Annotated in this window: 21 protein-coding genes and 1 tRNA gene; 17 read left to right on the forward strand and 5 right to left on the reverse strand. The window is 59.5% G+C overall.

Features of this window, described 5'->3' with window-relative positions:
- The first annotated feature begins 19 nt into the window (after window positions 1-19).
- The 9 genes from BN1241_RS07880 to BN1241_RS07920 all read left to right on the forward strand — a co-directional run bounded on the left by BN1241_RS07880 (window position 20) and on the right by BN1241_RS07920 (window position 9,861).
- Window positions 20-3,262, forward strand: a complete 3,243-nt coding sequence (locus BN1241_RS07880) for a peptidoglycan DD-metalloendopeptidase family protein (protein WP_054953095.1) — start codon at window positions 20-22, stop codon at window positions 3,260-3,262.
- Complete coding sequence (locus BN1241_RS07885; protein ID WP_147599345.1) at window positions 3,259-3,951, forward strand: hypothetical protein; 693 nt, start codon at window positions 3,259-3,261, stop codon at window positions 3,949-3,951. The genes BN1241_RS07880 and BN1241_RS07885 overlap by 4 nt, the downstream gene beginning before the upstream one ends.
- 168 nt (window positions 3,952-4,119) lie before the next feature.
- A complete protein-coding gene (locus BN1241_RS07890; protein WP_147599347.1) occupies window positions 4,120-5,010 on the forward strand; it encodes a hypothetical protein in 891 nt (296 codons plus the stop codon).
- A 2-nt stretch (window positions 5,011-5,012) separates the two neighbouring features.
- On the forward strand, window positions 5,013-7,280 hold the full coding sequence (locus BN1241_RS07895; protein WP_054953098.1) for a hypothetical protein: 2,268 nt from the start codon (window positions 5,013-5,015) through the stop codon (window positions 7,278-7,280).
- Between the two features lie 8 nt (window positions 7,281-7,288).
- Entirely contained in the window at window positions 7,289-7,576 is a 288-nt protein-coding gene (locus BN1241_RS07900; protein ID WP_147599349.1) for a hypothetical protein, read from the forward strand.
- 3 nt (window positions 7,577-7,579) lie between these two features.
- Entirely contained in the window at window positions 7,580-8,281 is a 702-nt protein-coding gene (locus BN1241_RS07905) for a hypothetical protein (protein WP_054953100.1), read from the forward strand.
- A gap of 6 nt (window positions 8,282-8,287) precedes the next feature.
- Entirely contained in the window at window positions 8,288-8,665 is a 378-nt protein-coding gene (locus BN1241_RS07910) for a hypothetical protein (RefSeq protein ID WP_054953101.1), read from the forward strand.
- Between the two features lie 48 nt (window positions 8,666-8,713).
- Window positions 8,714-9,646 (forward strand): peptidoglycan recognition protein family protein, encoded by a 933-nt coding sequence (locus BN1241_RS07915; protein WP_054953102.1) that lies wholly within the window; start codon window positions 8,714-8,716, stop codon window positions 9,644-9,646.
- Window positions 9,647-9,654: 8 nt separating this feature from the next.
- Window positions 9,655-9,861 (forward strand): phage holin, encoded by a 207-nt coding sequence (locus tag BN1241_RS07920; protein WP_077138326.1) that lies wholly within the window; start codon window positions 9,655-9,657, stop codon window positions 9,859-9,861.
- Between the two features lie 73 nt (window positions 9,862-9,934).
- Here the strand turns inward: BN1241_RS07920 and BN1241_RS07925 are convergent, their stop codons facing one another.
- The 3 genes from BN1241_RS07925 to BN1241_RS07935 are packed head-to-tail and all read right to left on the reverse strand — an operon-like array spanning window position 9,935 to window position 12,471.
- Complete coding sequence (locus BN1241_RS07925; RefSeq protein WP_054953104.1) at window positions 9,935-10,126, reverse strand: helix-turn-helix domain-containing protein; 192 nt, start codon at window positions 10,124-10,126, stop codon at window positions 9,935-9,937.
- Between the two features lie 3 nt (window positions 10,127-10,129).
- Window positions 10,130-10,645, reverse strand: a complete 516-nt coding sequence (locus tag BN1241_RS07930; RefSeq protein WP_054953105.1) for a restriction endonuclease subunit S — start codon at window positions 10,643-10,645, stop codon at window positions 10,130-10,132.
- Window positions 10,642-12,471, reverse strand: coding sequence for an HsdM family class I SAM-dependent methyltransferase (locus tag BN1241_RS07935; RefSeq protein WP_054953106.1), 1,830 nt, complete (start codon window positions 12,469-12,471; stop codon window positions 10,642-10,644). The genes BN1241_RS07930 and BN1241_RS07935 overlap by 4 nt, the downstream gene beginning before the upstream one ends.
- Before the next feature lie 178 nt (window positions 12,472-12,649).
- Between BN1241_RS07935 and BN1241_RS07940 the strand changes: the two genes are divergently transcribed.
- The gene (locus BN1241_RS07940; protein WP_054953107.1) at window positions 12,650-12,850 is read left to right on the forward strand and encodes a hypothetical protein; all 201 of its coding nucleotides are present in this window, start codon (window positions 12,650-12,652) and stop codon (window positions 12,848-12,850) included.
- Here the strand turns inward: BN1241_RS07940 and BN1241_RS07945 are convergent.
- Together BN1241_RS07945 and BN1241_RS07950 are read right to left on the reverse strand one after the other, a co-directional pair.
- Entirely contained in the window at window positions 12,847-13,968 is a 1,122-nt protein-coding gene (locus tag BN1241_RS07945; RefSeq protein WP_054953108.1) for a tyrosine-type recombinase/integrase, read from the reverse strand. The two genes, BN1241_RS07940 and BN1241_RS07945, sit on opposite strands and share 4 nt — an antisense overlap.
- Window positions 13,969-14,156: 188 nt before the next feature.
- Window positions 14,157-14,241 (reverse strand) — tRNA-Ser (locus BN1241_RS07950).
- A 261-nt stretch (window positions 14,242-14,502) separates the two neighbouring features.
- On the opposite strand from BN1241_RS07950, the gene BN1241_RS07955 reads away from it, so the two are divergent.
- From BN1241_RS07955 to BN1241_RS07985, 7 genes are all read left to right on the forward strand, one after another.
- On the forward strand, window positions 14,503-15,174 hold the full coding sequence (locus BN1241_RS07955) for a VOC family protein (protein ID WP_054953109.1): 672 nt from the start codon (window positions 14,503-14,505) through the stop codon (window positions 15,172-15,174).
- A gap of 108 nt (window positions 15,175-15,282) precedes the next feature.
- A complete protein-coding gene (locus tag BN1241_RS07960) occupies window positions 15,283-16,329 on the forward strand; it encodes a zinc-binding dehydrogenase (RefSeq protein WP_054953110.1) in 1,047 nt (348 codons plus the stop codon).
- Entirely contained in the window at window positions 16,326-16,772 is a 447-nt protein-coding gene (locus tag BN1241_RS07965; RefSeq protein WP_054953111.1) for a PaaI family thioesterase, read from the forward strand. Before BN1241_RS07960 ends, BN1241_RS07965 begins: the two co-directional genes overlap by 4 nt.
- On the forward strand, window positions 16,759-18,360 hold the full coding sequence (locus tag BN1241_RS07970) for a class I adenylate-forming enzyme family protein (RefSeq protein WP_054953112.1): 1,602 nt from the start codon (window positions 16,759-16,761) through the stop codon (window positions 18,358-18,360). The genes BN1241_RS07965 and BN1241_RS07970 overlap by 14 nt, the downstream gene beginning before the upstream one ends.
- Complete coding sequence (locus tag BN1241_RS07975) at window positions 18,357-19,148, forward strand: ABC transporter permease (RefSeq protein ID WP_054953113.1); 792 nt, start codon at window positions 18,357-18,359, stop codon at window positions 19,146-19,148. The genes BN1241_RS07970 and BN1241_RS07975 overlap by 4 nt, the downstream gene beginning before the upstream one ends.
- The gene (locus tag BN1241_RS07980; protein ID WP_054953114.1) at window positions 19,145-19,912 is read left to right on the forward strand and encodes an ABC transporter permease; all 768 of its coding nucleotides are present in this window, start codon (window positions 19,145-19,147) and stop codon (window positions 19,910-19,912) included. Before BN1241_RS07975 ends, BN1241_RS07980 begins: the two co-directional genes overlap by 4 nt.
- Window positions 19,909-20,730 carry an ABC transporter ATP-binding protein gene (locus BN1241_RS07985; RefSeq protein WP_054953115.1) on the forward strand — a complete coding sequence of 274 codons (822 nt, stop codon included), beginning with the start codon at window positions 19,909-19,911 and terminating at the stop codon, window positions 20,728-20,730. The genes BN1241_RS07980 and BN1241_RS07985 overlap by 4 nt, the downstream gene beginning before the upstream one ends.
- The last annotated feature ends 9 nt before the right edge of the window (window positions 20,731-20,739 follow it).

Here is a 20,739-nt window from a genome sequence, read left to right on the forward strand (position 1 = left end):
AGAGGGGACGGTCCAGGCTTTGGCTAACGTCGGTTTCGCAACAGTCCAGATCGTCCCCTCGTTCAAGGGGATGCAGAAGCAGATCCGTGCTGAACTTGCCGGGATGGGGGACGTGTCCTCCCGGTCGTTTGGGGAGCGGTTCACGTCGGGCCTCAAGAAGCACGTTAAGCGCGCTTTCAAGGTTGGCATCGGCTCTGCGGTCGCTGCCGGCGGGTACATCGGCTACCGCGGCTGGGACCGGCTCCTCAACATTGAGGACGCGCAGGCGAAACTTCGCGGTCTCGGCCACACTGCGGAAGAGATCGAGAAGGTCACCGAGCGCGCTTTGGCTGCGGTTGAGGGCACCCCGTACGCGCTTGATCAGGCGATGACTGTCGCGTCTGGGCTCATGGCGTCTGGCATCCCAGCAGGGGAAGAGCTGGAGCGTGTGCTGGGACTGGTCGCGGACTCTGCGACGCTTGCGGGTGCCGATTTGGGTGAAATGGGTTCAATCTGGAACCAGATTTTCGCGTCCGGCCGGGTCCAGGCTGAAGAGCTCAACATGATCAGTGACCGGGGCATCCCGATTTTCCAACTCCTCGCGGACCACTTCGGCACCACCGTTGATGGTGTGCGCGAACTCGGTGCGGAAGGAAAGATCTCTGCGGAGGATTTCGCGGCAGCTATGTCCACCTATGAGGGTGCGGCAAAGCAAGCTGGCGATACGACGCGCGGTGCGTGGGCGAATTTTAATACTGCTCTCGCAAAAATGGGCGCTGATGCTCTGGAACCGTTGCAGCCGATCGTGAAGGATCTGCTGGATAACGCGAAGGAGTGGGTGCAGGAGATCACGCCCGCGGTTAAAGAGTTCGTGGAGACGACTCTGGAGAACCTGGTCCAGAAAGCGGAAGACCTTAAAGCGTGGATTGACGAGAACAAGGTCGCGTTAGAGAACGCCGGTGTGGCTGCAGCCGGGTTTATGAGTGCGTTCACGGTGTCGAAGGGCCTGGCTGCACTGCCGGGCCTCCTTCAGGGTGTCGCCGCGGGAATCGGTGCGATTAACTCGATGCTGCGCGGCAACTGGATCTTCCTCCTGATCGGCGCGATCGTCGCCGGCATCGCACTCATTGTGAAGAACTGGGACACGCTCGGCCCGAAAGTCACCGAGTTCTACAACAACTATCTGAAGCCTGTGGTGGACTGGATTGTTGCGCTGTGGAATAACACGCTGAAGCCTGCGTTCGAGCAGGTCAAGTCTTTCGTGCTCGACACTCTCTGGCCCGCTTTCCAGACCGCCTGGGACGGAATCAGCTCCGCGATCCAGACTGCCTGGAATAACTGGATCAAGCCCGTGTTCGAGGCGATCTGGGGATTCATCTCGGGCACCCTGATCCCGATTTTTGAATGGCTGTGGGAGAAAGTTGTCCAGCCGGTCTGGAACTTTATCTCGTGGCATATCGAGGCGGCTTGGAACACGATCAAACTGGTTTTTGATGTGCTCGTGTTCGGCATCCAACATATCGGGGATATTTTCAGCTGGCTCTATGACCATATTGTGAAGCCGGTCTGGAACTGGATCAGCGATGCAATCTCCTGGGCCTGGAACAACGGTATCAAGCCCGTGTTCGAGGCAATCAAGGGCTTTATCGAAAACACGCTTGCCCCAGCATTCACATGGTTCTTGGACAACATCGTCACCCCAGTTTGGGATGGGATCGCGTCCGGAATCAGCTGGGTGTGGAATAACGCGATCAAGCCAGTGTTCAATTCGATTAAGGATTTCCTAGAGAACACACTGGGGCCTGCGTTTGAATGGTTCCGGGATGTTGCGGCGGGGGCGTTTGAAACTCTCGCTAACCTCCTGCTCGACCCAGTCCAGTTTATCGTGAACACGGTTTACACCAACGGGATTAAGAAAGCGTTTGATGCGGTCGCTGAGGCGGTTGGCTCAAGCGCAAGGCTCCCAAGCGCACACATCAGCGATTTCAACTTCACGCGACGCCGCACACCTGTGGCGAGCGGACCCCGCACTGGGGGAAGACTCACTTCTGTGCAGGCGCGTGCGAAGGGCGGCTACACCCCGCCGGGGTGGACGCTCGTCGGTGAAGAAGGTCCCGAACTGATCGACCTCCGTACACCAGGCAGGGTCTACACAGCTGCGGAGACTGCGGAAGCCCTTCGCGGAGCACAGATTGATTCCAGCCTGATCCCGGACCGCCTGTATGACCGTGCGGAAGCAAACTTCGCGCTCTCGGCCATGCGTTCCGGCGATCCAGACATGCTCTCGCTCGCGGCAGGCACAAGCGAACGCGATGCACTGCTGCCGGTCGGCGGGGTGTGGGACGCGCTTGGTGCAACTTGGTCGAAGACCTGGCGTGGAGCGGTAAACGTCGTGAAGACTGTCGGCGGTAAAGCGATTGAGTTTATCCGTGGCAGGCTTGCTGACGCGGCTGAATTGATTCTTAATCCGGTTAAGGGAGCGATCCGTAACGTCCTTCTCGGCAAGGGCGCTATCCCACATATCTTCGGCGATATTTCTCTTAACACGATTGATAACTTGATCGGTTGGGTTCGAGGAATTGATGAGGAAGACGAGAAGCAGTGGGTGACCGCCGGTGCCACGCTTGATCCTGCCCTCAATGCGATTCTGGAATCAAAGATCCCGATGATGGGGGGATCGGCGCGCCCTGTCTCGGGGGGCCGTCTCACTTCGCTCTTTGGTCCTCGTTGGGGCGGGATGCATGCGGGTGTTGACTTCGCAGTCCCGACAGGTACCCCTATTAGGGCCTGGAGGCCTGGCGTTGTCACGGGGGCGGGCTGGAACACCTTGGCTGGTCGCACCGGCATCGGTGTTCTGCTGGCTCATGCGGGCGGCTTTGGCTCGTACTACGGGCACCTTTCGAGGGCGATGGTTAATCGTGGGCAGACTGTGCAGGCTGGGCAACTCATTGGTCTGTCCGGCAACACCGGGCGGTCGACGGGCCCGCACTTGCACTTCGAGATCTCTCGGGGCGGCCCACAGCGGCCCGTGAACCCGTTGCCGTATCTGCATGATGACGGTGGCTGGCTCATGCCTGGGCTCTCACTCCTGCTGAACAACACGCGGAAGCCTGAACCTGTCCTGACTCATGACCAGTGGGCAGACATTCGGGCTGGTCGCGATCGTGGCTGGCAGGAAGAAATGCTGCTCGTGGATGCAGATGGGTCAATCCTTGCGAACACGCGTGTTGTGGCTCGGAAGGAATTTGAGGCCGGCATCAGCCGGGAGGAGGCATGGTCATGACGCTCACCGTCACCATTGAACCTGGGGTGGTGCCCCGCGTTATCCTCTCCGGAGGGACACCGGGGCAGTCAGTCGTGGGTGTCTCTCAAGGCGGTGCTCGATGGACCGTTGTCGAGGGGATGGCGAGCTATCCGATCGTGGACCCGGTCGCGCCACTCGAAACGGTGTTCTGGTACGAGCATGCGGGCGAAACGACACAACCAGCGTTCCGTGAGAGCCGCGTCTATAACGCCTTCACGTCCCTAGACGGCTCGACCGTAGTTCCGTTCATCATGCCTCACGAATGGTCACAAAAAGTCGATACGGGCCTGTCCGTGATCAGGGCGGGCGGGCAACTTTGGTGGATGTACCCGAAAGACGTGGACGAGGGAACCTACCCTGTGCAGGCGCGCATAGCTGGTGAAAATATCCCGGCTATGCGCGCCATTCTCTCTACCCAAACACCGTTCGTATTTCTCCACGGGAAGTGCCCGCTTCCGGATTGCCATGTTCCTCCAGCGCTCACGGTGGTAACTGCATCAGCAGGGTTGTCAACGACGGCACGCAAAGATCGGGCTGAGCAAACGTTTCAGCTGGACTTACAGCCCATCACCGTTAACTCCCTGGTTCCGGCCAGGACGTGGTGGCACACCGCGGCAGAGAACGATTCTTGGCTTGGTGTTGACCTGATCGCGGAAGCATTCAAATAGAGGAGGCTCCTGGTGAGAACTGATGTGCCGTCCCCGCTGGAGGCTCGTGGCTGCCGGTTTTGGTGTGAGGCCACGGTTGCTCTTGGGTCCAGTGAGGTGACTGTTCCGGTGGCTGGTGGGTCCAGGATTTGGCAGGCGGATCAGTGGCCTGCTGATCAACTCTCGGGTGTGGTGATTCCGCGTGTGGTGGATGGCAAGGACTTGCTGGAAACTAACCTGGTTGGGTCGGATGGCCATCGCGTCACAGTGACGGCGCACGCAGAAACATCCACCAAGTCATGGGATTGGGTGGTCGGGACTTTCCTCGTCACGCGCGCGGAACCAGATGGCCCATCGATCACGCTCGACGGCGTGCTTGCCACTCAACTAATTCTCGACCATAAGGGCCGGGCGGCGAGGGCGGTGTCGAAGGCATCGACGATCCACATGGCTGTCGCACGACTCCTCAACGAGGACAGGTTGACGGCATGGACTGATCCGCGTCTAGCGACGGTTGAGGTGCCGAAGGGTTTCACGATCGGTGAAGACCGAGGCGAATCCCTGCATGACCTAGTCACGGCATGGGGTGCCCACGTCACGGTCTCACCCGTCGCGGATATCGCTTTCCATCAGGTGCCGACGAAGGCACCATCAACGCCGGATGTGGAATTCACAGAAGGCGAGTCTGGGACAGTGGTCGATGCGCCGATCACGCTGGACCGGTCACAGATCCATAATCATGTCACGGTGAGGGTGAAGGATCAGACGAGGGTCGCGGAAGCCACACAAACCACGGGCCGGTACGCCGTCCAAAGCTTTGGTTACCGCACTCTCACGATCGAAACTGATTCGATTTCACGCTATGCGCAAGCACAACTCATGGCCCTCACCGAACTACACAAGGGACTGTTGCGGGCCGTTACCGTTCCGATCGAAGCTGTCCCGGACTGGCGGGTCGAACCCTACGATGCAGCGCGGCTCACCACCGAGGATGTGAATGCGATCGGCAGGATCACCGGAATCGACATGCCACTTATTGCGGGGGAAACAGCGGTTTTTGATTTAGGACTGGAGGTCTAAGCATGGTCCGTCACACGGAACTCTCTGCGGCCCGTCGAGGTGCTCGCAGGAAGCTAGGGGCGCGCCAGCAGGTGCAGCGGTCGAACATGATCACGGCGGGGTTTGTGGGGCTCGATGGTGAAGACACTGATCGTGCCCTCATTTCAATTGATGAGGTGGATGATCCCGTGTCGGTGATTGCGCCTCCGGTGAAGATCATTCCCGGCTCGCTCGTGTCGGTCGCAGTAGATCACGCGGGCCGGCCTTCTCGTGTGCTTGGTCCGGCGACAGTCCGGCCGGAAGGACTCGACACCGAGGCACCCTTACCGCCCGCACAAATCCCGATGGAAGAACTCGCATGGGATGAATTCTCGCCGGAAGATCAGGCGAAACTGGATCAGGCAGTGATCGACCTTGACCAGGCGAAAACAGACATATCTGAGGCTGAGCAGGCGCTTGAGGATCTTGATCTGGTTGTTTTGCCGAGGCTCCGTGACGATCTAAATGAGTCCATAGGTCGGATTGACGAGGCCCGCCAAGACCTTGACACAGCATTCCCGACCGGCCCGTTTGATGTGGGTGCGGAGATTGATGGTGTGCAGACCACGGCGGACGCGGCAATGGTCACGGCAAATGGCAAGTCCACTGTCACCTACACATACACCTATACTTCACCTGGACCGACACCGACGGAAGAATTTGGGGCGGGGCGGAAGCCTTTTGATATTCACAGGAACCAGCTCCAAGCTGACGGAGCTATCGTCGCTGAGTGGGTCTGGGATGGCGCGAAATGGTGGCCGACTACCTTCGGCAATGAAGTCCTGTCCTCTCTCGACGTGGGCAAGCTGACCGCCGGGACGGCGAGCTTGCAGACCGCTGTCATTCAGAAGCTCGTAGCGCAACTAGCCAGACTGATTGAGGTGGATGCGGACAAGATCACGACCGGTACCCTCGACGCGGCACGGATCAACACGCTCGAGGTGTGGGCCGAGATAGCGACGCTTGGCAAGATCATCACCAAGGAACTCATCGCGGCTGGTGCGGTCACAGCAGAATCCCTGAACGTGGTTTTCACCGACCCTGCCACGGGGTTTGGTGTGTCGATCCAGCCAGAAGGATTCACCCTCCTCGACGTTGATGGCGCACCCATGGTCACGTTGCGTACCGACATGGCGAATGCTTTCACTGTCGTGAAGGACGGGAAAATGGTCGCCTCAATTTCACCAGACGGTGAGGTCGCTGGCAACGTCATCGCGGCGCGTGAAAGTCTGCTCTACCGAGGACGAGAACTCGAATCGTATTTGACCAAGCTTCCACGCGGCATGATCGCACATGTCAGGAACACGAGCGACGCGACGGTGGGCACGAGTTCGGCGAGGCTTCTCGCAGTCACGTTCGTGACGCCGGCAGAGCTTCGCAGGAAAGTCAAAGTGACGTTCCGTGGTCATCCGGGGACATCATCCCCGCGCCTCTTTTTCGAACTACGGCAGTCGGCTGGGACGACCGTGAAAACGACAAACAGCAAGATGCATGACTGGTATCTGCCAGCGATGCCTCCCGGTAGCTCCCAGTCGTTCGAGTTCTCTCATGTGCGAACCATCGGCGAATGGGGCTGGCCACTCGATACGGAAATTACTCTTGGCATTTTTGTGCGAGCACTCGATTCGGGGAACACGGCTTTCTTCACATCCGCGAACAATCAGGAGATCTGGGTGGAGGACGTCGGCGGGAATATCCGTGCGGTGGCGCACACCCCGTGGGTTCCGGTTGGTGGTGGCGGTTCGAGCGGTGGCAACGAGAACGCAACCTATCCGACGGACTACGAACGCTCCTGGGACAGCACCGGACACCGCACCTATTCCAGGACGAGTCTCTCGCATGTGCGTGCAGGCTCCTCGCTCGTGCAGGGCGCGATCGCCGGAAGCAACAGCAGGGGCCATTGGTTCTTCAACGACGCTGCTATCCGATCCGCGCTGGCGGGCGCAACCGTCGAGGGCGGTTTCCTTGTTATCCGGAACCAGCACACCTATGCCGGTTCCGGCATGACAGCCGTCGTCCACACACACTCATACAGCAGTGCGCCGTCCAGCTTTGGGACTGTCACTGCATTCACCAGCGTGCATGTACCGCGTGGCGAAACCGTCCGCATCCCACTCACCTCAACCGTTTTGAACGGCCTGAAATCCGGGTCCGTGCGGGGCTTCTCCCTCGACCACGGCGGCGGCTCATCCACCAGCCACTATGGCTACTTCTCGCCCACCGCGACGATCGAATTGAACTACACGAAGTGAGGACAACAATGGCCCAAATTATTTATTCGGAACTATGGAAAGCGTTCTACCTCGCCGACTCCTCCTCGGTCTTCCCTCTCCTCGTTCGAGGGGCCTGTGCCTACGTCGGAATCGCCTACAGCGAGTCTGTCCTGCATGCGTGTGCGACAGACCGGGACATCCTCGCCCACCTCGAAATGAGTGAGGAAACAGTCCTCGACGAGGTACTGAAAACGTTAGCGCACGACCCGGACGCGGCGCCCATCATGGACCGATTCATCGTGGCAGCCGTCCAAAAATACAAGCAGGGAGAATAGACGATGCCGAAACTCGATATCTTCAAGCGGCTCATCCCGAAAGTGGGTACCAGCCCGGCCACATCGGACGGTCCCGCACGGATCGACCACGCCCTCGAGGACCTCTCCCGCACCACACATGCGGTCGTCGAAGTCGCCAACAGAGCAGAGGCAGACACAATTGCTTCCACGCTCAAAGCTGGGCCAAACCCGTCTGAGGCGTTCCCCTTTGTCGTCTGGCGAAAAGACGAACGCACCCTCGACCTCATGGAGTACAACCAGGGCTGGGAGCAGATCGGCGGCCGCCGGCACGGCATGAGCGCGTCCGTTGCACGCCGGACCCAACCAAAAACTGTGACCGAGCTGCATGTTGAGCAGTTCACGCGCGTATCCAACGGTTGGAACCTGTCGGGTGGGAACTTTGTGGTCCCCACGACCGGTATGTGGCTGATCCGAATGTACGGCAACGTCGAAGGAATCACGGCGAGCACGGCGGGTGACCGATTCTTCGCCTACCAAGTGAATGGCGTCACCAAACAGCACTTCGACATCGCACGGACCGCCGATGGCGGGATGGACCTCTACCCACTCACAAAGGGTGACGTCGTCAAGTTCGTTGGCTATCACGACACCGGCTCTGACGGGTCATCCTCGGGTGGCCGGATCATGCGGGCTGAAGTCATCATGGCCCAAATCTCCGACATCTCCTGGACCTCGGTCGGGTGATGCTCCATGAAGGACATTTCGAATTGGACCGCGACATTCCTGGAGCCGGTGGTGATGGTTGCGATCATCGGCGGGCTCGTCGCACTCGTCGGTCATTTTTTGAAGGGCTTCTCGGAGCGCCAGACAGTGATCACCACGAACAAGCAAGAGCGCGAAGAGCTCAAGCTTGACGCACTCGTCAGGACTGTGGAGTCAGCGGTCTCTGTGCAGAAGGCATGGGAGACCCGTGCAGGGAAGCTCGAGGAGCGCGTGGCTCATCTGGAGAAGGAGCAGGCCCGCCAAACAGTTCTGCAAGCTGCTAGTGAAGCCTACATTGCCTCTCTGATTGACCATATCAACGATCAGTTACCGCCTCCGCCGCCACCCCGCCCCACGATGGACTAAGCCCGCCACCATGGCGGGTTTTCTTATACCCCTGGAAGGAACAAACCCATGTCGTATCTCCTTGAAGCCCGTAAACAACGCACCCCGCAATGGAATCGCGCCCGTCGCCACAACAGCGTCCCGTCCGGTGTGTGTGTTATCCACACAGCCGAAGGCAACGGCGCGAATAACGTCTTGGACTGGATCTTGACTCGCTCCGACTATGGGTCCTACCACCGGCTCTGTGACGCGACAAGCACGCTGAAGCTTGCTCCATGGAGTGGTGAGACGTTCCATTGTCGATTCACAAACCCGCACAGTGTCGGCATCTCCGCGGCTGTGAAGGCGGCAGACTGGCCTGCACTCTATAAGGCTGGGACAGGGCAGAAGATCATCGACCGTATGGCCATCGAGGCCGCCGACTTCGTGACCTATATGAAGGGGCGTGGTGTCACAGTTCCCGTGAAACGGATATCTCGTGCAGAGGCACTCGCCAAGAAGCCGGGATTCCTCGCGCATGAGGATACTGATCCTGGCAGGCGTACCGATCCTGGCAAGGACTTCGACTGGGACTATTTCTTTGAACGGATTCGGCATCATCTCGGACAAACCACGGCGACCACGCCCGCGCCCGCGCCGGTGGTGTCGACGGGTCTCACGCTCCCGAAGAAGGGCGAACCGTACTACGGCCGGGTGATCGACGGACAACCTGGACCCTACACCTATGCGGCTCTCCAGCAGTTCCTCGCGGACCGTCAATATTACGACCGTGTCGTCGACGGTGATCCCGGACCCTACACGTGGCGGGGCATGCAACAGTTCCTGGCGGACCGGAACTTCTACGACCGTGTCATCGACGGCCAGCCCGGCCATTACACCTATGCCGGCCTGCAACGTTTCCTCCAAGCCAACGGCTGGTATAAGCGCGTCATCGACGGCCAGCCCGGCGTTTACACGTGGCGTGCCCTCCAGGACTATCTCGCCCGACGAACCACGAAATGAGCACCACAATGAAACAAATCCTCACGCCCGAAGTGCGTACCTGGCTCTACGGAGTCATCTCCGCAGCACTCGCGATCATCGCCGCCTATGGGCTCATCTCAGCTGACGAGGTGCCGCTCTGGTTAACCCTTGCGGCTGCACTCCTTGGCCTGACTGGCTCGACCGTGGCCACCGCGTATAGGCCGACCAAGCACCCTGATCCTGACCTAGAATGATCATTGGCCACACCGATGGCGCCCCATCCTCCATGTGAGGGTGGGGCGCTTTTTCCATGTCTGGAGCGGATTTTCATCGTCGGCCTCGCAATTCGACGGTGAGACCGAGAGCCCCCACAATCTTTTCCAGGGTGGCGATCGAGATTGCCACTCCGCACTCGGCCCGCGCCACGGTCGGGCGGGAGACTCCCGCTCTTTCAGCGAGCTCGACCTGAGTGAGGCCCTGCTCGTCTCGCGCCCTGCGGATCTGCTGCCCAATGCTCATCGGTCAAGCCCCGGCAAGTGCCTGGAGGCTGTCGAGAGCGGCTTCACGCTCTGCTATGACACCACGCATCGTCTGCTCCATGCAGTCCCAGTCAGGGCATCCATCCGGTGTAACTGGCAGTCGGATGACGGCAGCCGCCATATCAGTCATCTTCCACTTGTCGATATAGGCGTACTCAGACCCTGCGTTCTCAATCATGGGGGCGATGAAAAGCATGCTCTCCATTGACATCGGAGACTTAGGGTAGAGCACGTTGACGTCATCGGTAGCCCAGAACTTCTGGGGTTGATAGAAGGTCGTACCTACCGGGCCATTGTAACAAACCGTTAGGACTCCTGCGGGATGCAGCTTGTCATCATTACCGATGTAGTGGGTGATGCCATTGTTGAACTGCGAAGCACCAACGTAAGGGATATCGCCTTCGCTTCGCGCAAGCGAGGTGAGCCGGGAGCCTTTCACAAGGGTAAACAGGTCGTCTACCCGGAACTCACCCCATCCGCTCGTGTCAATTTCTTTCATTTCCTCACCTCTAGAACTACAGAATCATCCGTCTCGGTAACGCTCGCCGAGTACGTCGCGAGCCTGCCGATCTTCTCGCGCATCGCCCTGGCGTCGATCCCACGCCGGAACATTGCGTAGTCCATCGCCGTGCGGGCAAGATCCTCTTCAGTGAGCACGAACGGCTTCACGGGGGCCTGCCAGCTGAGATTCACCGCGGGGTCGATCCACTGGCCGGTGCCGTACTGGCTGTCGTATTTCCGCTCGATCGCGTCGACCCAGTAGTCCTCAATCGCAGGCCAGCGACCGTGCACGTCGTGACGCCCCTTGTTCTTGACCGTCACGAGGCCGTCTTCTGCTATGTTGACCGCGAAGAACTCCTTACCGTCTTGGGGTTTCCCAGCCTCGAACACGAAGACGCTCGTCGTAACGCCGACACCGAAGAACAGGTTCTCCGGGAGCTTCACGACCTTCAGCAGACGATGGTGCCGCAGGATGCGGGACATCTGGGTGTTGCTGGTCTTCTCCAACTTCTTGTCGGGCAGGATGAAGCCGCAGAGGGTACCGCGCTCGACGCTGTCGAGAACGTTCTCGACGATCTTCATGCAGCCGAACTTGTTCTCGTACGGCGGGTTCATCAGAACTTTCGTCGCACGAGTGGTCTTCATCCAGTTGCTGGCGCTCTCGGTTCGGGCGTCCATGTGGGCGAGGTTTGTCCTGCCGTCCTTGTGGATGAGCATGTTCGCGCAGGCGAGGGCGTAGATCTCACGGTCGAACTCGATGCCGAAGAGCTGCTTCGCCTTGATCTGCTTGGCCTTCATCGTGTTCACGCCACCGGCCTCGCGGATCATGTTGCTCATCGCCTTGACGAGGAACGAGCCGGAGCCCGCGCAGGCGTCGAGCACACGGTCGTCCTTGTCGACGCCGAGCAGCCGGTACATGAAGCCGGTGATGTGGTCGGGCGTGAAGACCTGCCCCGACTCGCTCTTCTTCTTGTAGCGGTTGAACTCGTTGAAGAAGATCGCCATCACGTCCTCACCGTTCCAAGCGCTGGAGTTAATGAGGCCCGAGATCTCCGTCACCCAGTCAATAAAGTCGCCGATAAGGTTCGTTAGTCGCGCAACGGCAGCCGGGTTGTCGTCATCTGTCGAAACGTTCATCTTGATCTCGGAGTATACGTCTGCCAAAAGCTGCAGCTTTGAGTTCTGCTGGAGATCGTTCCTGATCGCTTTATTCAGGGCACTCAGGATGCCGTTGTGGAACTCGCTGTAGTCCATGCCTCGAACGAGGATCGCGTCGTATCGGCGAGCGACGAGGGCACACGCCGTGAAGATCATGCGGTGATAGAGGTTCTTGATCCCAAAGTCCCCGTGCAGCGAGTTGTTGATCCGCATCGTGAGCTCGTAGATGCGGTCCTTGTCGATCGGGCGCTCGGTCAGCTTCTCGAAGTAGAACTCCTTGGGCTGCAGCTCGTCCGGCACGTCGAGAGGCTTGCCGTTCACGTACGCGCGCGTGCGCTCTCCATCGAAGACGATGCCGATCACCAGGTCATACCGAGTACGCACCGTGGCGCAGTACTTCTCAACCTGAGCACGCAGCGCAGGTGAGCCGATCGGCATCGCATCCGGAGCCTTCGTCTCAAGCACCAGCGCCACGGTGCCGCGATCTACAGGCAGGTACCAGCCGTCCGGCTTATTCGATGCCCCCTCGCCAGTGAAACCGAGCTGATTCATCGTCGTGATCTGGCCAACGCCACTCTTCGCAACGCTGGAAGGCACATCAGAGAGGCCGAGTATCGAGTCAGCCAGGCTTCGGACCTGATCCTCTGTTTCTATTGCGTTCGCCATGCGATCCCTCCTTAGCGCTTGTATCAAATATGATACAAGCTTTCGTCGACGAACCGACATGCACACGCCACGTCGCCTGAAGCTTGTGTGTGATGTCTGGACACCTGAAAACAGGTATTCAAGGCTACCGTCTAGAAACAGTTGTGGAGGTGGGGTTTAGTGCTCGACGGTGAGCTGTATGGATAAAGAAACACTCATGACTTACTGGCAGATTATGGGTCCAGCTCGGGCTGATGAGGATCGCCGGGACCTCCACGAGATGGAACCCTCACCTCAAGTTCTCGAGCTCCGGGCATGGGCAAACGAAGCACTACAAGCACACCACGAGTGGCGGGCGCAGCACCGACCCGACCTCGATATAGAGGCCCGCGAGGTCTAAGACCCGAGTCTTGCTGCGAGCTCCGCGTCCCGCTGCTTACTCGAGTGCTGATAAATCTGGACAGCTTCGACGGAGGAGTGACCGGCACGGAACTTTAGATCAGCGAGGGTGGCTCCTTGCCTGCCGTAGTGGGTGAGCCCAATATGGCGAAGGTCGTGGAACCTGAGCCGGGGGAGACCAGCGGCTTCAGTCGCAAGATTGAGGGCCCGCAGTAGGACCTTGTCGGACACGATCCCATCCAACCGGTCACGGTTATGAAACAAGAGCGAACCGGGTGCCGGCGGAACATACACCTCAAGATGATGAAGCAGAACCTCATGCATGACCGCTGGCACCGAGATCTCACGCCTACCCGCCTCCGACTTGGGCGGCCCCACAGTCAACGCACCCGTCGGCCCACGCTTCACCGCCTTCGACACCGACACTCGCAACGGAGCGAGCTTAACGTCCTCACGAGTAAGGGCCCGCACCTCACTAATCCGCAACTGACACCACACACCCAACGTCACCGCAGCCTTGTATTTCCCCTCCGTCGCATCAATCAACCGTGCGATCTGCTCAACCTCCAACATCGGAAAATCTGTCCGCGCTCGCGGTTTCGCCATCGCACCCTTCACCTGCACAGGATTCGACGCGAGCAGGCCGGCATCGACTGCTGCACCCATGCAGGCCGATAGGGAGCGGATCGTGTTCTGCGCTGACACGATCGACAGCGACTCTTGAAGTGTTACGTAGAGGTCCCGGCAATCCTCAGCTGTGAGTTCGCCGAGTTCGATGTGGCCGAGGGTGGGGAGGATCCGTCGGCGGAAAATCGACCCATAGCCACGCAGGGAGTTGGGGGAGCGGCCGGCTTTCTCCATCTGTCCATACCAATGCTCGTACCATTCCTCGATGGTGGCGGTTTCGTCGAGGCTGAGAGTGGGGCGCTTGATCGTGCCCCTGGGTGGCTCCCATGTCCCGTCGAGGATGCTTGCGTGGATCTTCGTCAGGTCCTGTCCTACGAGCCTGCGTGAGGGGCGGAGGGGAGTGTAGTAGTCCTTGCCGCGTCGCCGATACCGGCCCCGGTAGCGTCCGCTTTGGGTGGTGAGAATGCTGCCAAAATCTGATCGTCGTGCCATGTTGAATTCGTACCCCTTCGTTTACCGAAAAAGTACCCCTATTCGTACCCCTACGCACGCAATCACATGACGATTCGTGAGGACTAGTGACGACAACGGAGGGATGGGCGAAACCGTGCCCTAGCAACGAAAAACCCGACTTTATGGCAAGATAATGCCCCTTCCGAAAATGTCGAAAGGGGCTACTGCGGAGGATGGGGGATTCGAACCCCCGAGGGCTTGCACCCAACCCGCTTTCCAAGCGAGCGCCATAGGCCACTAGGCGAATCCTCCTTGCGTGCTGCGAAGCCGCAACATGCCCGTTAATCCTAACCGACCAAGCCGCCCCGGGTGAAATTCTCAAATGTCGTGTTCGCCATGAAATGACGATTCGCATCCCTGAATGCATGGTGACAATGGAAATGTGAGACGGGATATTGAATTTCGAGACGTCTATACAAACCCGGTGCGGGTTTGCCAGAATGACTAATTGGACCAGTTGTTGACTGTGAAACTATCTCCGATATGGTGGTAGTCGCCTTGGAAGGAGGAGCGATGGCTGAAAACGTTTCGGCAGTGCCGCCGCTCCTGGACCACATTGTGATTGCGGCACCGGATCTTGAAGGGCTTGTTGCCGACTTCGAGAAGGTGACTGGCGTGCGGCCCGAGAAGGGCGGATCCCACGAGAAGCTGGGAACCAGGAATTACCTCCTCACATTTGGAAACGGGCACTACCTTGAGTTTCTCGGCATTGATGAGAACCTGTCTGCACCGGCCGGTGGTCGGCCGTTTGAACTTGATTCTTTGACGGAGCCCAAGGTGTCCACCTGGGTGCTCCACCCTGAAAACCCCGATGAAGCTGTTGAGAATGGCAGGCGTGCCGGGGTGGGTGTTGGCGACCTGACCCCCGCATCCCGCCGCAAGCCCGATGGCGATCTTTTGACGTGGCGCCTCACGCCTCCGCTTGGGGGCGGCTTGAATGGCGCTATCCCGTTCATTATTGACTGGCAGGATTCGCAGTCCCCCGCTTACACCGCGACCGCACAGGCGACCCTCGAGTCGTTTGTCGTGTACACAGATGATCCGGACACTCTCGGAGGTTACCTGGCTGCCCTTGGCACCGGGGTTGAGATGCGCGCCTCGAGCGAGTGTCGTGATTGTTCGTGTCAGGTGTTCCCCTGTCTCGGCATTGCCGTGAGCGGACCTGCCGGCACCTGGGCTCTTTAAGATTCGCCCAGAATCGTTTCTTAACGGTGCCACCCACCACCTCTCACGGCTCAGAAACTGAGCGCGTTAAGCGTACCTACACAAAAGAATTAACTTCGAGGAGAACACATGACTGACCAGGCTACTACCGAAACCATGAGGGCTGTCGTTCTGCGCGAACACGGCAACGTTGACACCCTGACCCTTGAAGAGGACTACCCGAAGCCGGTTATTGAGCCGGGCAAGATCATCATCAAGGTCAAGGCCACCTCGCTCAACTACCACGACATTTTCACGGTGCGTGGCATGCCGGGAATTAAGATCCCCATGCCCGTCGTACCCGGCCTGGATATTGCGGGAGTTGTGGACGAGATCGGTGAAGGCGTTGAAGGCTTCTCGGTTGGTGACCGTGTTCTCGTTAACCCCCTGAACTCGGAATTCCACCTCATGGGTGAGGTCATGGATGGTGGGCTTGCAGAATATTCGCTCGTCGAGGCGGGCCAGCTCATTCCTCTTCCCGACAACGTCTCATTCGTAGAAGCGGCTGCCATGCCCGTCGCATACGGCACCGCCTACCGCATGATCGTGGGCAAGGACGCAGTGAAGGCCGGTGACAAGGTCTTGGTGCTCGGTGCTTCCGGTGGCGTGGGAACCGCCTCCGTCCTGCTTGCCAAGCAGCTTGGTGCCTACGTGGTGGCTGCCGTTGGTTCGAAGGAGAAGGGCGAGGCACTCCTTAAGTACGGCGCTGACGAGTACTTTAACTACCGCGAGATCGGCATCGACCAGTGGACCCGCGAGAACGTGGGTAAGCCCTCCCGCAGCTCCTACGAGACCGGCTTTGATGTGGTTGTGAACAACACCGGTGGCGACACCTGGCACCCCACGCTCAAGTCCACCAAGCTCGGCGGCACCATCCTCGTCTGTGGCGCAACCGCAGGATTCGACCCGAAGGAAGATCTCCGCTACATCTGGTCTTTCGAGCTGAAGGTGCAGGGATCGAACGGTTTCGGACGCGAAGACATTGAGGCGCTCGTCAACCTCGTCGCGACCGAAGACTTCCACCCCGTCATCGACTCGGTCGGCTCCCTCGAGGATGCGGCAGGCGCCCTCGCTCGCCTCGAGGACCGCGGCGTCACCGGCAAGGTCGTTATCGCACCCTGGGGTGATGAGAAATGAGCCTCCCCATCGACATCGTGCAGCGCGCACTCCGTAACGGCCCTTACAACGCCTGGCTCGGCGTCAATGTCACAGAGCTGACGAACGACTCCATCGTGTTCGAGGTGGAAGGCCGTGACGAGTTCACGAACTCCCATGCGGGCGAAGTTGTGCACGGCGGAGTCGTGTCCTCGCTGCTCGATCTTGCGGCCTGCTTCTCGCTCGTTGGTTCACTCGGTGGCACCGCACCCACGATTGATCTGAGCGTCAGCTTCCTGCGTCCCGTCACCCCCGGCAAGATCATCGTGACCGGCCGGCTCATCAAGCCCGGCCGAACGGTTGCTTTTGCCGAAGCGGAGCTGCGAAACGAGGGCGGCAAGGTTGCGGCGACCGCTCGCGGTATTTTTGCGGCCTCGGCAACCCATAAGATCGTTGAGGAAGATGGTGTTGATGACGGGAGGTGACTTGCCGGAGGCTGTGGAGGTGAAACTCTCGGCCGGCAACATCGGGGATGCCATCAACCAGGCATTCCCCGACAGCGTCGCGCTCGTTCAAACCGGTGACCGGGGTGGGGAGGTGACCTACCGTGAGTTCACGGACCGGGTCCTCTCCCTCCAAGCCACCCTCCAATCCCGCGGGATCAAGCCCGGCGATCACGTTGCGATCATTGGACTTAATTCGATCGATTGGATTGCCGCGTTCTACGGGATCATGAGGGCGGGGGCTGTTGCAGTGCCGGTGAGCCACAAGTTCCCCCAGTCTGTCCTCACCTACGTTTTAGGCAACGCCGAATCGGTGCTGGTTCTTGCCGACCGGGCCGACCGGGTCCCGGAGGGTTCCGTTCCCGTCGTCCTCCTCAGCGAGGTGGCGCAGACCTCCGGAACCGCTCAGACTCCCTCGAGTGATGTCGACGGTGGCGAGGAGCCTGTGTCGCCAGCGGCAGTGGTTCGGGCGGATGATCCGGCGATGGTTCTCTACACCTCCGGTTCCACGGGCAAACCAAAGGGCGTTGTGCGCTCCCATGGTTCGCACGTGTGGATCATGGAACAGGGGGAGCGGGTCTCCGACGGAAGGCACCGCACCATCCTTGTCTCTGCCCCGCTCTATCACATGAATGGGCTCGCAACCGTGCAGGGAGCTCTCCTGCACGGGGATACGATCGTTTTGCAGCAGGCCTTCGATTCGCGCGGCTTCCTTCAGGCTGTTGCCGACCACGAGGTGACGCGACTGACCGGGGTGCCTCCGATGATGGCGCTGGCCCTGCGTGAGCAGGATCTGATCGATTCTCTCGACTTGTCGCCGGTCACCGAGCAACTCTTTGGTTCAGCTCCTCTCACGGAAGAACTGATCGACGACATTGCTGCTGTTTTCCCGGGATCGAAGCTCACGATCTCCTACGGGACAACCGAGACCGGACCCGTGGCTTTCGCCCCGCATCCCGACGGAATCCCGTCTCCCACGAACTCTGTTGGTGTCGCGCACCGGGCCGTTAAGGTTCGTCTCCTCGACACGGACGGAACCGTGCTTGTCCAGGACGGTCTTGATGGAGACTTGCGGCCGGATACTGACATTGTCGGCAACCTGGCGCTCAGCGCCCCCGGTGAGCTTATTGACTACCTTAACCGCCCCGACCTGGCCCGCCCGATTGACGAGGAAGGCTATTACGTCACCGGCGACCTGTTCCGCAGGGACCGTGACGGTTTCTACTTCTTCACGGGACGCGTGGACGACATGTTTACCTCGGGTGGCGAGAACGTGCACCCGGCAGCCGTCGAGGAAGTCCTCGTCGCGCATCCGGCGGTGAAGGAAGCGGCCGTCGTTCCAGTTGCTGATGAACTTAAGGGTGCCAAGCCCGTTGCATTCGTTGTTCCCCAGCCGGGACGGGATGTGACCGAGCAGGAGCTCAAGGATTGGGCGCTGGGCCGCATGGAACCCTACGCACATCCCCGCCGCGTCTTCTTCCTCGATTCCCTACCCCTGTCGGGAACCAACAAGGTCGACCGCAACGGGCTCGAAAAGCTTGCGAATGATCGGATTGGAGAGAGCCAGTGAGGCTGGACTACCGGCGTAGGTCGGTGCGAATCGGGCTACCGATCATCACCGCCCTCATCATCATCGCGCTGTGGGAGGTGCTCGCCATCGCGGATATTATCCCGCAACGCTTCGCCGCTTCCCCCAGCCAGATCATCACCCAGCTGGTGAAGATGGTGGGAGGCTCCGCCCTGTGGACCGCGATCGGGGCGACCCTCTATGCGTGGATACAGGCGCTTCTCATCGCGATCCTTATCGGTACGGTTGCGGGCCTCATCATCGGATCCTCCCGCTACATTGCTGCTTTCTTCAAACCGATCATTGAGTTCTTGAAGCCCATCCCGTCCATCGCCATGATTCCCCTCGTGATTATCGCGATGGGATCGGGCAAGTCCTCCGAAGTGTTCCTCGCGGCCTACGCCGCGGTGTTCCAGATGCTCATGGCAGCGATCTCTGCCGTGGGGACGATTGATCCGGTTGCTCGGGATACGGCATCTGCCTATTCCTTCGGATTCTGGGCGCGCCTCCGTTACCTGGTTGTTCCCTCGATGCTGCCCCAGATTCTTACCGGTGTGCGCATCGCCTCCAACACCGCCCTCATCTTCTGCATCACCGCCGAGCTGCTGGTGGGCATGGAGGGCCTAGGGCAGTCCCTTGGGCAGGCTGGGGCCGCAGCTAACCTGCCGGTCATGTACTCCTACATTGTTGTCATCGGCATCGTCGGCCTGGGGCTCAACATGCTGCTGCTCACAGTCCAGAAGTGGCTCCTGTCTTGGCATGAGTCCTACCGAAACGAGGTGACGGCATGAGGCTGGCGCTATTTGGCCTGTCGCTCCTGGGTGCGACCATCGCTATCGCACTCTGGTGGGTGACGTCCTCCAACTCCGGTGAGATCTTCTTCCCACCCCTGCCCGATGTGCTGGACACGATGTGGTCCTACTGGATCGTGGGTGAGGGACGTGAAGACCTCCTATCGACGCTCAGCAACCTTGCTATCGGGCTCGGAGTCGGCATTGTCGTTGGCATTCTCCTCGGTCTTGTGATTGGGCAGATTCCGTTCGTCAACTACGGGCTCACCCCGACCCTCGAGTTCATCCGTGCCATCCCGGCTACGGCGCTCCTGCCGCTCGCGATTGTGATCTTTGGTTTGGGGGACCAGATGAAGATCTTCCTCATCGGACTGGGCACCATGTTCCCAATCCTCCTCAACGTGATCGACGGGGTGCGCTCCATCCCCCGCGAATCCCACGACACGGCCAGGATCTTCGGGATCACGGGCTGGTCGAAGCAGTGGCGAGTCATCATCCCCGCCACCATGCCCCGCGCGGTCGCCGGAATCACGATCTCCATTCCCCTGTCGCTCATCGTTGCCGTGACGAGTGAGATGAGAGGTTCGCAGACCGGTATCGGCGCCTACCTCATCACCGCTCAAAACTCTTTCAATCAGACAGCAGTGTGGGGCGTCATTATTCTTCTTGGGCTTCTTGGAGTCCTCCTCACCACCATCTTCTCCACCATTGAACGCAGGCTGCTTGCCTGGGATCGTGGCCTGCACGGAAGGGACCGCATATGACGAACAACGTGAGACTCCAGGTAGCTGGGGTGCACAAGACCTATCCGCCTAGGAAGCGCCGCGATCCGGGAACGGAAGTGCTGAAGGACATCAACCTGGACGTGCACGACCAGGAGTTCCTCACCATCGTTGGGCCCTCCGGGGCCGGTAAAACCACCCTCCTCCGCATCATCTCCGGGCTCCTTCCCGCCAGCGAAGGACAGGTTCTGCTCGATGGTAAGGCAATTGATGGGCCACCCCGCGAGATTGCGCTCGTCTTCCAGGACTACTCCCGTTCCCTGTACCCGTGGATGAACGTGGCAAAAAACATTGGGCTCCCTCTCAAGGCGCACGGGGTCGATAAGTCCGAGATCGCGGACCGGGTCGAAGCCTGCCTCGAGAGCGTCGGACTTGCTGGCGTGGGAGACCGTTATCCCTGGCAGCTCTCGGGCGGCATGCAGCAGCGCGTCGCCATCGCCCGCGCGATCGCTTACCGCCCCGAGGTCATGATCCTTGACGAGCCCTTCGCCTCAGTCGACGCGCAGACCCGCAACGACCTGGAAGATCTCCTGCTCCGGGTCAAGGAGGAAATGAACTCGACTTTCGTTTTCGTCACCCACGACGTTGACGAGTCCGTCTACCTCTCCGACAGGGTCGCGATTCTCTCCAAAACCCCAAGCCGTATCGAAAGAATCATTGACATTAATCTTCCGAAGGAGCGAAACCAGCTGGAAACCCGGGCGCTGCCCGAGTTCTCTGAGCTGCGTGCCGAGATCTTTGGAACCATCCGCAATCTGGTGGTACCCAAACCCGGAGCTTCCCCCGAGTACACCATCTGATTTCTACAC

This window comes from Flaviflexus massiliensis (assembly GCF_001375495.1).
Classification (GTDB): domain Bacteria; phylum Actinomycetota; class Actinomycetes; order Actinomycetales; family Actinomycetaceae; genus Flaviflexus; species Flaviflexus massiliensis.